This window comes from Saccharopolyspora erythraea NRRL 2338, from assembly GCF_000062885.1.
GTDB classification, from domain to species: Bacteria; Actinomycetota; Actinomycetes; order Mycobacteriales; family Pseudonocardiaceae; genus Saccharopolyspora_D; species Saccharopolyspora_D erythraea.
On record NC_009142.1, the window covers coordinates 3,664,849 to 3,678,687 of the forward strand.

Here is a 13,839-nt window from a genome sequence, read left to right on the forward strand (position 1 = left end):
GGTCACGGGTTAGCGTGACTACGCCGGTGGGCATGCGCAAATGCCTTCAGGGAGTTCGTTCATGGGTTACAGCCTTGGCGTCGATCTCGGCACGACGTTCACCGCGGTCGCGGTGGACCGCACCGAGCGGATCGAGATGCTGACGCTGGGAGACCGCACCGTCGTGGCTCCGGCCGTCGTGTTCGCCCGGGACGACGGCGGGGTCGTGACCGGAGACGCCGCGGTGCGGCGGGCCATGAGCGAGCCGTTCCGGACCGGCCGCGAGTTCAAGCGCAGGCTCGGCGACCCGACCCCGCTGATGCTGGGCGGCACGCCGTACTCGGCCGTGGCGCTGCTGGGGTACCTGCTGCGGGACGCGCTGCACAAGGTCACCGAGACCGAAGGCGAGGCGCCGGAGAACGTCGTGCTGACCCACCCGGCGAACTGGGGCCCCTACCGGCGGGAGCTGTTCGACGAGGTGCCCAGGCTGGGCGGCCTCGACGAGGTGCGGAAGGTGACCGAGCCGGAGGCGGCGGCCGCCTACTACGCGGCCAAGCGCCGCCTCGACGACGGCGAGGTGGTCGCGGTCTACGACCTCGGCGGTGGCACGTTCGACGCGACCGTGTTGCGCAAGCTGCCCGACGGCATCGCGATCCTGGGCAGCCCGGAAGGCATCGAGCGGCTCGGCGGAGTCGACTTCGACGAGGCGGTGCTCAACCACGTCGACCGCGAGCTCAACGGTGCGATCGGGGAGCTGCCCCCGCAGGACCCGCAGGCGGCGACCGCGCTGCGCCGGCTGCGCCAGGACTGCATCGAGGCCAAGGAAGCGCTGTCGATCGACACCGAGACCACCATCCCGGTCTTCCTGCCGAACCGGCACTGCGAGGTGCGGCTGACCCGCGCGGAGTTCGAGGACATGATCCGCGTCCCGATCGAGTCGACCATCGAGGCGCTGCGCCGCGCGCTGCGTTCGGCGCGCGTCGAGCCCGCCGAACTCGCGGCGGTGCTGCTGGTCGGCGGCTCGTCGCGGATCCCGCTGGTGGCCAGGATGGTCTCGGAGGAGCTGCGGCGGCCGACCGCGGTGGACGCGCACCCCAAGTACGCCGTCGCGCTGGGCGCAGCCGCGCTGGCCGGGGTCGAGACGGGGCACGAAGGGGCGAGCCTGGCAACCGCGAAGGTCATCCCGGCCGCGCGCTCGAGCGGCAACGGCGGCAACGGAGGACTCCGGACCGAGACGGTGCAGGAGCCGGCCCCGGCGGCGGCCGGTGGCGGAGGCACACCCCCGCCCGAGACCGGCGGACGCGGTGGGGGTGGCGGGGAGCCCGGAGGTGAGCCGCCGGGTCGGCGCGGAGGTCGTGCCCGGGCGGCGGTGACCGGCGTGCTCGGCAAGCCGCGCAACATCATCACGCTCGCCGCCGCGGTGCTCGGCGTGCTGGTCCTGGTGGGGACGCTCAGCCTGTTCGGCGGCGGGGTGGGGCCCGACGTGCAGGCGCCGGGGCCGAGGGTGGCCGAACCGATCGTGCCCGGTCCCGCGGTGCAGCCCAACGCCTTCGCCGCGAGCCTGCCGAACCCGACCCCGGCTCCCGACATCGGCGTCGCGGCCCCTCGCGGGGTGGCCGTGACCCCCGACGGTCGCTACGCCTTCGTCACCAGCCGCAACACCAGCCGGGTCTCGGTGATCGACGTCGCGGGCGGGCGGGTGGTCGCCTCGGTGTTCCTCAAGGTGCCGCCGCAGTTCGTCGCGGTCGCCCCGGACGGCCGCCGCGCCTACGTCAGCGCCTACCCGCCCACGGGGCCGGAGAACGAGGTGGCCGTGATCGACGTCGCCAGCGCGACCGTGATCGCCGAGGTGCCGGTGGGCAAGCACCCCTACACGCTCTCGGTCTCCCCGGACGGCCGCCAGGTCTACGTGCCCGACCACGACTCGGCGGAGATCTCGGTCATGTCGACCGACACCAACTCCGTGGAGGGCGTCATCCGGGTCCCGCGCAACCCGCACTCGGTGTCGTTCAGCCCGGACGGCCAGACCGCCTACGTCGCCAACCACGAGTCCAACCTCGTCTCGGTGGTCGACACCGCGACCCGCTCGGTGACCGGCAGCATCCCGGTGCCGCCCAGCCCGCACAGCACGACCATCACGCCGGACGGAACCGAGGTGCTGGTCGCCAGCTACGACGCGGGCACGGTCTCGACCATCGACACCGGCTCGAAGAAGGTCGTCGCGACCACCCGCGTCGGGGCCAAGCCCTCCAGCGTCGCGATCGCCCCCGACGGCAGGCACGCCTACGTGGTCAACGAGGGCTCGAACTCGGTCTCGGTGATCGCCACCGGAAACGACCAGGTCACCGCCACCGTGCCGGTGGGTAGGGCGCCGGTCGTGGCGGCCGTCACGCCCGACGGCCGCCAGGCCTACGTCACCAACGTCAACTCGAACTCGGTCTCGGTGCTCAACACCGGCCAGTGATCTTCACCGGACCGTCAGGCTTCGCGGCTCCTGTTGTCTATGATCGTCTGACCAGCGATGATCTTGCTCGGAGTGAGTTGGATCTCATCTGGCGCGCAACGGTTGTTCTTGTCGCCCGTTCGGGTGAGAGAGTGCTCCGGCAGACAGCGGGTCGGGGCGGCCGGGCATGGCCGCCGGGGAATTTCCAGGTGGTGACACGGGAGTGCGTTTGTCGTCGTTGGCGCGGTACCGCATGCGCTCGCGAGGGCGTCACAGCGCTGAGGGGAGCGGTGCGCCGCACGCGGCGACGCCGCCGCGGGTGATCGGGTACGCCGTCGTGGCGCTGTGCAGCGTGCTGGTGGTGGGCGCGCTCGGACCGGGGTCCGACGAGGCCGAGTCGCAGTACTCCACGGCTTCGCACCCCGAGCCCGGTGTCCCGTTCCAGGCGGAGGCGCTGGTCCCGGCACCGCCGCGCTCGGCGCAGCCCGGCGCGCCCGAGTCCGGCTCCGCCGCGGAGCGTGCGGGCGCGCCGGTCGCGGCGGCGGTCACCTCGACGCCGGAAGCCGCGCCGACGCCGTCCCAGCGATCGGGGCGCACGGAGGAGCCGGCGACCGGGGCGGACGAGCCGACCACGTCGCGTCCCACCGCCACCTCGAAGCCGAGCACGACGACGCAGCCGGCGCAGACCTCCGCCCCCAGCGGCACCACGCAGCCCAGCGAGCCCACCCAGCCGTCGGAGACCTCGCAGCCGGGTGAGACGACGCAGCCGACCCAGCCCGGTGAGAGCACGCAGCCCAGCGAGCCCACCCGGCCGTCGGAGCCCGAGCCGCCCGCCGACTCGACGACGCCCACGGAGCCGGAGCAGCCGCAGCCGACGGAGCCCTCCGAACCCCAGCACCCGGGCCTGCTCCCGGTCCTCGGTGACGCCGTCGGCGGCATCCTCGGCGGCCGCTGACCCGTCCATCGCCGACCCCGGCCCTGCGCAACGTCGCGCAGGGCCGGTCTTTTTTCGTTCGGGAGACCGACCCCGCGGCTGATATCGTCACCGGCGTCAGTCCCCGTCGAGCCCGGCGCTTCCGCCGTTCAGGCTCCGGGTGGCTGGTTCGGCGTTGTGCCGCGCTCGGTTCTCGGCGCCCTCCGCGCTCTCCGGTGGTTCCCAGCGGTCGTCGGGTGCGGCCGCGCGCAACGCATGTCCACGCAGCAGGGTCGGTTCGTCTCGATGGGTGTGATGTCGTTGGAGCACGACTGTTTCGTGGTCCTCACCGGAGGGCCGGGGTCGGGCAAGAGCGCGTTGGCCGACGCGCTGGGGGAGAGGGGTTTCGCGCGGACCCGGGAGGCCGGGCGGGCCGTGATCCGCGACCAGACGGAGATCGGCGGCACGGCGCTGCCGTGGGCGGATCGCGAGCTGTTCGCCGAGCTGATGCTGTGCTGGGAGATGCGCTCCCACCGGACCGCTCCGCGCGACGGCGCGCCGGTCTTCTTCGACCGCGGGATCCCGGACGTCGCCGGGTACCTGCGGCTGGAAGGACGTGCCGTGCCCGCGCACGTGGACGCCGCCGCACGGCGGTTCCGCTACAACCGCAGGGTGTTCGTCGCTCCGCCGTGGCCGCGGATCTACCACCGGGACGCGGAGCGCAGGCAGTCGCCCGAGGTGGCCGAGCGGACCTACCACGTCATGGTCGAGGTCTACGCCGAGTACGGCTACGAGCTGGTGACGCTGCCGCGCGCGTCGGTGGCCGAAAGGGTGCGCTTCGTCCTGAACTCGTTGGGCTGACGCAGATGTCCGATGTAGACGTTCGCCGTGGTTCGCGGTGGATTCCTTCGCTGCGCTTCTGCGGCGGTTTCCGCCGCCGCGGCGCTGCCCATCGGAGACAACGCGGCGCCCGCACCGCTCAGGGCTTGCGCCCGACGCCGCCGGGCCCGGTCCACAGCTTCTCGTCCTGCGGCTGCCGCGGCGAGTCGGGCCGCCACTCGGTCAGGTCGACGAGCCCGGGCTCGACCAGCGAGAGCCCGGTGAAGAACTCGGCGATGCGCTCGGTCGGGCGCATGTGGAAGCCGCCGATCCGCCGGGAGTACAGCTCGGCGGCCTGCATCGTCGACTCGTCCACGTGGTCGCTGCAGGCGTGCGAGATCGCCACGTAGCTGCCCGGTGCGATCTCCTCGACGTAGCGGGCGACGATGGCGGCGGGCTCGTCCTCGTCGGCCACGAAGTGCAGGACCGCGAACATCAGCACCGCGACCGGCTGCCGCAGGTCCAGCATCGCGGCGACCTCGGGGTGCCCCAGCACCTCGTCGGGGTAGCGCAGGTCGGCCCGGACCGCTTCGGCCCGGTCGTTGCCCTCCAGCAGCGACCGGCTGTGCGCGACGGCGATCAGGTCGTTGTCGACGTAGACGATCCGGCACTCGGGGTTCTCCCGCTGGGCGATCTCGTGCACGTTGCCCACCGTCGGTATTCCCGAACCCAGGTCGAGGAACTGGGTGATGCCCTGCCCGGCGAGGTAGCGGACGGCCCGGCGCAGGAAGGAGCGGTTCGCCCGCAGCACGGCGGGCAGTGTCGGCATCAGCCTGCTCGCCGCCTCGGCGACCTCGCGGTCGACCTCGAAGTTGTGGGAACCGCCCAGGTGCACGTCGTACACCCGGGCGGAACTCGGCTTGTTCAGGTCCACGCCGGTAGCCCACCACGGAGGCTTGTCCATAGTCCACCGCCCATGCCGTTGTTCCGGTGCACACATGGTTCGCCGAAACCGCGGGAAAATCGAGGAACCCGGCCGAACCGACCTGAACGGATCCGGTGGCACCGGGATTCCAGAACCGGCGCGCCGGGAGGCGACCGGCCTCAGGCGAGCTTCGACAGCAGCGCCGCGAGGTCGGCGGGCCGCGAGAACATCGGCCAGTGCCCGGTCGGCAGGTGGTGCAGATCCAGGCCGGCCATCGGCGCGAAAACGGGGTTGCCGCTGTCCGCCAGGGACCGCACCAACTCTGGCGGGAAGGTGCACATGATCGCGGACTTGGGCGTGTCGGGGATCGTCTGGGGACGGCGCAGCGGCTGGCCGGCGGTGCCGAACGGCTGCGGGGTGGCGAGCTCGCGCATCCGGCGCAACTGCTCCTCGCCGAGACCGGCGAGGTTGTCGGCGTCGGTGGCGGGGTCGAACGGCGGCACCGGGATCTTCCAGCCGCCGCCTTCGGTGGAGACCTGCCGCCGCAGTTCTTCCTGGCCGTCGGTGTCCTGGAAGTCGATCTGGGCCATGCCGTCGGGCAGCGGCCCGCTGTCGACGTAGACGATCCTGGCCAGCCGCTCGGGGATGCGGTCCCCGACGCCGGTCACCGGGATGCTGCCCCCGCTGTGGCCGACCAGGACGACCTTGTGCAGGTCGTTGTCGCGGATGACGCTGATGATGTCGTCGATGTGGGTGTCGACGTCGACCTGCGGCGACGCCTCCGAGGCTCGCTCGGCCAGGCCGGTGAGCGTGACCGGGTGGACGTCGTGTCCCGCGGCTCGCAGGTCGCGGGCGACGTCCTCCCACGCCCAGGCACCGAGCCAGAATCCGGGAACGAGGACGAAAGTAGCCATCGGGACCTCATCGGTTGTGCGGTGACGTTGGCCATGAGGATAGGCCCGGTGACCGACAGCGGCCTTCGGCGCGAAGCCGAGCCGCCGCCGTGCCAGGCCGTCCGATGGCGGTCCGAGCGGGGACAGCCGTCACTGCCCGGACCGCCGCCAGACACCCCGGCAGCGCGCCGCGGTTGGCGGGGACACCTGCACGAACGGGGAGAGAGCCGGCCCCGGCGCCGGCTGACGGCGCGTCAGCCGACCGCCTCGGAGTTGCGCGCGGCCAGCAGGCTCGCGTGCGTGGGCGCGTCGGGAACGTGCGCGGGCCGCCTCGCGGCGAACTCCTCGCGCAGCACCGGAACGACTTCCTCGCCGAGCAGATCGAGCTGCTCGAGCACCGTCTTCAGCGGCAGTCCGGCGTGGTCCATCAGGAACAGCTGGCGCTGGTAGTCGCCGAAGTGCTCGCGGAAGCCCAGCGTGCGGTCGATCACCTGCTGCGGGCTGCCGACGGTGAGCGGCGTCTGCTCGGTGAACTCCTCCAGCGACGGGCCGTGGCCGTAGACGGGCGCGTTGTCGAAGTACGGGCGGAACTCCGCGACCGCGTCCTGGGACCTGTGGCGCATGAAGACCTGTCCGCCCAGTCCCACGATCGCCTGGTCCGCCGAGCCGTGCCCGTAGTGCTCGAACCGCGTCCGGTACAGCTCGATGAGCCGGATGAAGTGCTCCTTCGGCCAGAAGATGTTGTTGGCGAAGAAGCCGTCGCCGTAGTAGGCGGCCTGCTCGGCGATCTCGGGGCTGCGGATCGAGCCGTGCCAGACGAACGGCGGGACGCCGTCGAGCGGGCGCGGGGTGGAGGTGAAGCCCTGCAACGGGGTGCGGAACCGGCCTTCCCAGTCCACGGCGTCCTCGCGCCACAACCGGTGCAGCAGGTGGTAGTTCTCGATCGCGAGCGGGATGCCCTGCCGGATGTCCTGGCCGAACCACGGGTACACCGGAGCGGTGTTGCCGCGGCCCATCATCAGGTCGACCCGGCCATCGGCCAGGTGCTGCAGCATCGCGAAGTCCTCGGCGATCTTGACCGGGTCGTTGGTCGTGATCAGCGTCGTGGAGGTCGACAGCACGAGTCGCTCGGTGCGTGCGGCGACGTAGCCGAGCATCGTGGTGGGCGAGGACGGCACGAACGGCGGGTTGTGGTGCTCACCGGTGGCGAAGACGTCCAGGCCCACCTCCTCGGCCTTGAGCGCGATGGTGACCATCGCCTTGATCCGCTCGGCCTCGGTCGGGGTCCGACCGTTGGTGGGGTCGGGCGTGACGTCGCCGACGGTGAAGATCCCGAACTGCATGCCGGCCTCCGCTGAGGAATTTGGTGCAACTTTCAAGTACCTCGAACCCTATCGGCCGCCCCCGGTATTCCCGGCTCGGGATGTGAGGCCGGCCGCCCCAGCCGTCACGGCGCGGCCTCCGGAGACGAGGGGGTGTGTCCATGCAGGTCAGCGTGCGCACGGCCGCGCCGGTGCCCGTCCGCCTCGGCCCGCCCGCGATCGGTGGCGTGCGGCTGGTGCAGGATCTCGGCCATGTCGATCGATCCACGGCGCACCGCCGTCCTCGCGCTGCACTGGCAGGTCAACGTCGTCGAACCGGAAGGCTTCTTCGGTCCGATGCTCGCCGAGCCCGTCGCCCGCAGCGGAGTCGTTGCCAGGGCGGCGCGCTTCCACGACGCCGCCCGCGAGGCCGGCGCGGCGGTCGTGTTCACCCGCTTCACCGTCCCGGAGGACGAGGGCGGCCTGGTCCGCAACACCGGCTTCATGAACGCCGTCGCCGAGGCCCAGGAGGCGTTCCGGCCCGCGGCCCGGTCCACCCGGTTGATCTCGGCGATGCACGTCGACGACGCGAAGGACCTCGTCGTGGACAACCAGAAGCTCTCCGGCCTGGCGGGCAGCGACCTGCCGGAGGTGCTCGCCGCGCGCGGCATCGACACCGTGCTCGTCACCGGGGTCGCGACCAACCTGACAGTCGAGCAGACCGCCCGGCACGCCACCGACCTCGGCTTCACCGCGCACGTGGTCAGCGACTGCGTGGCGGCGGCCGACGAGAGCGCGCACGCCGCCTCGCTGGCCAACCTCGCCCTCACCACGGCGGGCTGCCTGACCGCGGAGGAGGCGCTCGCCGAGCTGTCGTCAGCGCCGTGAGCCGATCACATGGAGGGCGGCGGCAGCGGCCGGGTCCTCGGCGACGATGACGGGCCGAACGGGTCGCCCTGCGCACCGGCTCCCACAGCGACGGCGAGCACGGCGCGGAACTGGGCGGTGATGTCGCGCCGGTTGCCCTCGAGCACCGGGTCGGTGATCTCGGTCGAGTTCGCCGGGTCGAACAGCAGGATCGGCGTGTGCACGTGGCCGCCGGGGATGTCGGCGCGCAGCGCGTCGCGCAGCAGCGTCGTGCGGTAGGCGACCTCGTTGGACAGGTAGCTCCCGCCGCCGCCGGCGCGGGCGACCGAGCCCGGCGTCGGTCCGTCCGGCCGGGTCACCGGCGCGGTCTGGCCCGCGGGGATCTCGGTGACCTCGGTGTTGTCGTACACCGGGAACCGCCCGGTGTCGGCGCCGACGATGGCGGCGTAGGGCTGGGTCGTCGGCACGAACTCCGGCGGCGGGTCGATCGTCGGGATGCCCGGTGCGACGGTGATCGGCTCGCCGCGGACCTCGGTGTTGTTGTCGGTGCCCTGGTGCCAGCGCCCGTTCCAGCGCTCGACGTCGAAGCGTTCCGGCCTGCCCTGGCTGACCGTGGCGAACAGGTCGACCTGTCCCGGTCCCGGCCGCAGGTGCGGCAGGAACGTCCGTTCCACCACGCCCTGCTCGAAGGGGCGCCACAGCACCGGGAACATGGCCGCCTCGACCCGCGCGGGTCCCGACGGGGTCTGCAACGTGACGCCGTCCAGCGCGAGGGCGATCGCCCCCGAGGGGTTGCTGCGGCGGATGTCGGCGTCGAGCTGGAACGGGTCGAACCCGCTGATCAGGACGCGCTTGACGCCGCGGGGCAGCACCACGCCCGACTGCCCCCGGGAGTGCCGCTCGAAGGACTCGAGGAGCTCGGTCCGCTCGGCTCCATCGAGCGGGAACTCGGGACGCCACTGGGTCAGCGCCCTGCTCATCCGCAGCCGCGCCCAGTACAGCGGGCGGTCGTCCTCGGCGGCCAGGTCACCCGCGTCGGGGAGGCGGCCCTGCGCGCGTGCGACGGCACTGCGCCACAGCAGCCGGCCTTCGGCCTCCACGAAGCGGCGGGCCGCACCCGGGCTGCCGACGTCGCACAGTTCCCGGTCGAAGTCGTCGGCGATCCGGTCGAAGCCGCTGCGGGCCAGGATTTCGCCGGGCGCCGGGTTGTCCAGGCGGCGCTGCTCGGCGGTCACCGGCACCGCTTCGTCGAAGCACGACCGGTCGGCGTGGGCGGGGGAGGGGGAACCAGCCAGCAGCAGCGCGAGCACCGCGGTGGTGCAGACGCCACGTGCACCGATGCGCAAGACGACCTCCAGGGGCAGCAGGGCGTGCAGACTCTATGCGGCTCCGCGGTCGTGGAGGGCGATTCACGTTGGCGAGTTCACGACACTTGTTTCTGGAGGACTGTCGCTAATATGGCCGGATGGTGAGCACGCGCGGTTCCGGATTGCCGCCGGGGCAGTCCGAGGGGCCGATGCGCCGGTTCGGTCTGCCGCACTACGCCCGGATCAGGCCCGTGGTGCCGGAACGTCCGGTGCTGGTGGTCGGCGGAACGGTGCGCCGGCCGGTGCAGATCGACGTGTCCGAGCTGTTCTCGTCTGCCAGGCGGGTGGACCAGGTGAGCGACCTGCACTGCGTCACCACCTGGAGCGCAACCGGCCTGCGCTGGTCGGGCGTGCTGTTCCGGGACGTGCATGAACTGCTGGCCGGACGAGTGCGGCCGCATCCGTCCTGCGCGTGGGTCGTGTTCACCGGCCTCGACGGCTACCGCTCGTGCATGGCGTTGTCCGACGCGCTCGCCGGTGACGTCCAGCTCGCAGACCGGCTCGGCGGCGAGCCGCTGGCGGCGGACCACGGCGCACCCCTGCGGCTCGTGGCTCCGGCGCACTACGGCTACAAGAGCGTCCGGCACCTCTGCGCGGTCGAGTACCGCACGAGGTACGACCCCGGCTCGGCCCGCTGGGCGGCGCACCGGCGCGGACGGGTGGCGCGCGAGGAGCGGAGCACGCTGCTGCCCGGGTGGGTGTGGCGCCGCATCTGGCGGCGTGCGGCTCCAGGTGTCCGCGCCGCGTATGACCGGGCGGGGGAGGACTGAGACCGGCCGGCTCAGCGCGGATTTCCAGTCCGAACAGGACGAACGGCGTACCTGCGCGCCTCAATGCTTCTGCAACATTAATTGTTTCAGTGTTAACCGAAATCAATCCTCGCGACTACGAAAAACCCAAGCCAGGATCGGGATGATCGCCAAGCCGAGACCGGGATGATCGCCTAGCCGGATCGGGACGGCCGCCACGCCCTCAGGGGGCGTCCAGCAGCAGCCGGTACCGGTCGCAGATGTCCTTGACCTCGTTCGGGTCCGGGGTCGGGCCGTCCTTGAACATCGCGACCTGCAGGGCGGGGCCGTAGGCGTTGAACCGCCGCATCTGCTTGCTGGTCACCGGCTGGACGACGAAGTGCAGGTGTCCCGGCACACCGCCGGAGTGCGACCACTGGCACACGTAGACCTGCTCCGCGCGGACGATCCGGGAGACGGCGGCGGAAACCCGTTGCAGCAGCGGTCCGAGCTCGGCGCTCTCCCGGTCGGTGAGCAGACCCATGCTCACCACGTGCCGGAACGGCTTGACCAGCAACGTGCCCACGCCGAGCGGGCCGACGCAGTGTTCGACGACCCAGAACAGGGTCTGGTGCACCCGGCCGCCGGGCAGCGGCGCCACCCCGGAGGTGAGGTCGCAGGCCAGGCAGTCCTCCTGACGAACGAGCGGTTCGGACACGAGCGACCTCCCAAGGTGCGTCCGGGGGCGTTGCGGGCCTGTCGATCGAAAGCCAACCACTACGCGCGCCCGCGCGCAGGTCCTGGTTCTCCCGCGACGTTTCCCCGCCACGAGTGCCGGGTATGTGCTGACCTGCACCTCAACCACAGGCGAGATGAGCGAGCACGTGATGGAACACATTTGCGCACCACACGAAATCGCCCGACCTCATGACATCGCGTTCCCGCCGGAGGACGCCCTGAGCCCGGCGGACAAGCGCGAGCGAGCCGCGCGCACGCTCGCCCAGCACGCCACCAGCGCCGAGGAACTCTCGGAATGGCTGGACATGCTCGGCCTCTCTGCGATGGAGGGCCTCACGCTCGGGGCCATCTCCGGAGCGCGCCGCGCGTAGCGTTCACGCGCACCTGCGCGCCCGGTAGCCGCATCGGGCGGTCACCGCTGGTAGAGCCCGACGAGATCGCCGTGCGCGAGTTCGGCCCCGTGCAGGGCGTCGCGCAGGTCATCCGAAGTGGACTCGGCGGTCAGCCGGAGGGGGCGGGAGACCGCGTAGAGCCGGAAGAAGTACCGGTGCGGCTGGTCACCCGCGGGCGGACGGGGCCCGTCCCAGCCGCGGCGGCCGAAGTCGTTGCGGTGTTCGACCGCATCGGGGGGAAGTTCCGCGCCGCCACCCAGACCCCGGGTCGACGGCGGGATGGCCGACACCAGCCAGTGCAAAAAGTTCCCGCCGGGAGCGTCCGGGTCCTCGCAGATCAGCGCCAGTTCGGCGGTGCCTTCGGGCACACCGTCCCATTCCAGCGCCGGCGGCCGGTTCCCTTCGTCCTTGCCGCACCACCGCGGCAGTGTCCGGTGATCGTCGAAGTCGTTGCTGCGCATACGGATCCCGCCCCGCGGCTGCCCGGTCATCGTGCGACTCCCCTCCTCCGGCCCGGCCCCGCACCAGGATGCCCGCAGCGGTTGCCGTGCAACCGCCCGTGCCCAGGTCGAACACTTTTCCGGAACTGCGCGGGTGCACCCCGGGTTTCGGCGCCCTTCCTGGCGGGAACCACGGGGGTGTGGAACGGATGATGTTCAGACGAGAACTGGCACAGCAGCTCCGGGTCGACTCGGTGCGGGCCAGCGCCGCCGCCGGTTCGGGACATCCGACGTCGTCGATGTCCGCCGCGGACCTGATGGCGGTGCTGCTCGATGGTCGCCTGCGGCTGGATTTCAGCCGGCCGCACGAACCCGGCAACGACCACCTGGTGTTCTCCAAGGGACACGCCTCGCCGTTGCTGTACTCGTGCTTCAAGGCAGCCGGCGCGATCGACGACACCGAACTGCTCACCTTCCGCAAGTTCGGCAGCCGGCTCGAAGGCCACCCGACGCCGATCCTGCCGTGGGTCGACGTGGCGACCGGGTCGCTCGGGCAGGGCCTGCCCGTGGGCGTCGGCCTCGCCCTCACCGGCAAGCGGCTCGACCAGCTGCCGTACCGGGTGTGGGTGCTGTGCGGCGACAGCGAGATGGCCGAGGGCTCGATCTGGGAGGCCTTCGAACACGCGGCCTACTCCGGGCTGGACAACCTGGTCGCGATCGTCGACGTCAACCGGCTCGGCCAGACCGGCGAGACCATGCACGGCTGGGACCTGGACTACTACGCGGCCAAGGCGAAGGCGTGCGGATGGCGCACGATCGAGATCGACGGTCACGACCTGGAGCAGATCGAGGCCGCCTACGACCAGGCGACCACCCCGTCGGACGGGCCGACGGTCATCCTCGCCCGGACGAAGAAGGGCAAGGGCGTCGGCGCGGTGGAGGACTTGCCCGACAAGCACGGCAAGCCACTGGACGATCCCGACCAGGCGATCGAGGAGCTGGGTGGAGTCCGCGACCTGACCGTGGAGGTCGCGAAGCCGACCGTGGAAGGCGCGGCGCACGAGTTCAGCGCGCCGGGTGGCGAACTGCCGCACTACGACCTCGGCACCGAGATCGCGACCCGCAAGGCCTACGGCGAAGGTCTGCGCGCGCTGGGCAACCGGCGTCCGGATGTCGTCGCGCTCGACGGTGAGGTGTCGAACTCGACATTCTCGGCGTTGTTCCGCGACGCGCACCCGGAGCGGTACTTCGAGATGTACATCGCCGAGCAGCAGATGATCGCGGCCGCCGTCGGCATGCAGGCCCGCAACTGGCGGCCTTTCGCCTCCACGTTCGCGGCCTTCCTGTCGCGTGCCTACGACTTCGTGCGGATGGCGGCGGTGAGCAGGGCCAACATGTGCCTGATGGGCTCGCACGCCGGTGTCGCCATCGGTGAGGACGGGCCGTCGCAGATGGCGCTGGAGGATCTGGCGTCCATGCGCGCGGTGCACGGCAGCATCGTGCTGTACCCGTGCGACGGCAACCAGACCGCGCGGCTGCTGCCGCAGATGGCCGATGCGGACGGCATCAGCTACCTGCGCACGAGCCGGGGCGCGACGCCGGTCATCTACCCGCCGGAGGAGTCGTTCGAGATCGGCGGCTCCAAGGTCGTCCGCGACGGCGGTGACATCACCCTGGTCGGCGCCGGGGTCACGTTGCACGAGTCGCTGCGCGCGGCAGACCTGCTCGCAGAGGAAGGCGTGCAGGCAAGGGTGATCGACCTGTACTCGGTCAAGCCGGTGGACTCGGTGACCCTGCGCGAAGCGGCGGCGCAGACCGGCGGCATCGTCACCGTCGAGGACCACTGGCCGGAAGGCGGCCTGGGCGACGCGGTGCTCGACGTCCTCGCGGCGACCGACAGCCTGGTGCCGGTGCGCAAGCTCGCCGTCCACGCCCTGCCCGGCTCCGGCAAGCCCGCGGAGCTGCTGCAGCAGGCGGGCATCGACGCCGAGGCGATCGCCAAGGCCGCCCGCCAGGTTCTACAGGGCGCCTGAC

The 13,839-nt window shown here is 71.7% G+C and carries 13 protein-coding genes; 6 read left to right on the forward strand and 7 right to left on the reverse strand.

What is annotated here, in order from left to right:
- The first annotated feature begins 61 nt into the window (after positions 1 to 61).
- Positions 62 to 2,443 carry an Hsp70 family protein gene (locus tag SACE_RS16065; RefSeq protein WP_009946268.1) on the forward strand — a complete coding sequence of 794 codons (2,382 nt, stop codon included), beginning with the start codon at positions 62 to 64 and terminating at the stop codon, positions 2,441 to 2,443.
- A gap of 249 nt (positions 2,444 to 2,692) precedes the next feature.
- Here the strand turns inward: SACE_RS16065 and SACE_RS16070 are convergent, their stop codons facing one another.
- Positions 2,693 to 3,274 (reverse strand): hypothetical protein, encoded by a 582-nt coding sequence (locus SACE_RS16070; RefSeq protein WP_009946266.1) that lies wholly within the window; start codon positions 3,272 to 3,274, stop codon positions 2,693 to 2,695.
- A 337-nt stretch (positions 3,275 to 3,611) separates the two neighbouring features.
- Between SACE_RS16070 and SACE_RS16075 the strand changes: the two genes are divergently transcribed.
- The gene (locus SACE_RS16075) at positions 3,612 to 4,196 is read left to right on the forward strand and encodes an AAA family ATPase (protein ID WP_009946264.1); all 585 of its coding nucleotides are present in this window, start codon (positions 3,612 to 3,614) and stop codon (positions 4,194 to 4,196) included.
- A gap of 118 nt (positions 4,197 to 4,314) precedes the next feature.
- On the opposite strand, the gene SACE_RS16080 is transcribed toward SACE_RS16075, so the two are convergent.
- From SACE_RS16080 to SACE_RS16090, 3 genes are all read right to left on the reverse strand, one after another.
- Positions 4,315 to 5,118 carry an SAM-dependent methyltransferase gene (locus tag SACE_RS16080; protein ID WP_021342243.1) on the reverse strand — a complete coding sequence of 268 codons (804 nt, stop codon included), beginning with the start codon at positions 5,116 to 5,118 and terminating at the stop codon, positions 4,315 to 4,317.
- A 140-nt stretch (positions 5,119 to 5,258) separates the two neighbouring features.
- On the reverse strand, positions 5,259 to 5,993 hold the full coding sequence (locus SACE_RS16085) for an alpha/beta fold hydrolase (RefSeq protein ID WP_009946261.1): 735 nt from the start codon (positions 5,991 to 5,993) through the stop codon (positions 5,259 to 5,261).
- Between the two features lie 233 nt (positions 5,994 to 6,226).
- Complete coding sequence (locus SACE_RS16090) at positions 6,227 to 7,315, reverse strand: LLM class flavin-dependent oxidoreductase (RefSeq protein ID WP_009946259.1); 1,089 nt, start codon at positions 7,313 to 7,315, stop codon at positions 6,227 to 6,229.
- 231 nt (positions 7,316 to 7,546) lie between these two features.
- Between SACE_RS16090 and SACE_RS16095 the strand changes: the two genes are divergently transcribed.
- Complete coding sequence (locus SACE_RS16095) at positions 7,547 to 8,161, forward strand: cysteine hydrolase family protein (RefSeq protein ID WP_009946257.1); 615 nt, start codon at positions 7,547 to 7,549, stop codon at positions 8,159 to 8,161.
- 5 nt (positions 8,162 to 8,166) lie between these two features.
- On the opposite strand, the gene SACE_RS16100 is transcribed toward SACE_RS16095, so the two are convergent.
- A complete protein-coding gene (locus tag SACE_RS16100) occupies positions 8,167 to 9,486 on the reverse strand; it encodes a hypothetical protein (RefSeq protein WP_009946256.1) in 1,320 nt (439 codons plus the stop codon).
- A gap of 119 nt (positions 9,487 to 9,605) precedes the next feature.
- Here SACE_RS16100 and SACE_RS16105 point away from each other — a divergent pair, with 119 nt between their 5' ends.
- Positions 9,606 to 10,277: a molybdopterin-dependent oxidoreductase gene (locus SACE_RS16105; protein WP_009946255.1), complete on the forward strand. Its 672-nt coding sequence runs from the start codon at positions 9,606 to 9,608 to the stop codon at positions 10,275 to 10,277.
- A gap of 202 nt (positions 10,278 to 10,479) precedes the next feature.
- On the opposite strand, the gene SACE_RS16110 is transcribed toward SACE_RS16105, so the two are convergent.
- Positions 10,480 to 10,953 (reverse strand): HIT family protein, encoded by a 474-nt coding sequence (locus SACE_RS16110; protein ID WP_009946254.1) that lies wholly within the window; start codon positions 10,951 to 10,953, stop codon positions 10,480 to 10,482.
- Between the two features lie 154 nt (positions 10,954 to 11,107).
- On the opposite strand from SACE_RS16110, the gene SACE_RS16115 reads away from it, so the two are divergent.
- A complete protein-coding gene (locus SACE_RS16115) occupies positions 11,108 to 11,344 on the forward strand; it encodes a hypothetical protein (RefSeq protein WP_009946253.1) in 237 nt (78 codons plus the stop codon).
- 41 nt (positions 11,345 to 11,385) lie between these two features.
- Here the strand turns inward: SACE_RS16115 and SACE_RS16120 are convergent, their stop codons facing one another.
- Positions 11,386 to 11,856 carry a YbhB/YbcL family Raf kinase inhibitor-like protein gene (locus tag SACE_RS16120; RefSeq protein WP_011873996.1) on the reverse strand — a complete coding sequence of 157 codons (471 nt, stop codon included), beginning with the start codon at positions 11,854 to 11,856 and terminating at the stop codon, positions 11,386 to 11,388.
- Positions 11,857 to 12,014: 158 nt separating this feature from the next.
- Between SACE_RS16120 and SACE_RS16125 the strand changes: the two genes are divergently transcribed.
- A complete protein-coding gene (locus SACE_RS16125) occupies positions 12,015 to 13,838 on the forward strand; it encodes a transketolase (RefSeq protein ID WP_011873997.1) in 1,824 nt (607 codons plus the stop codon).
- Position 13,839: the final 1 nt, after the last annotated feature.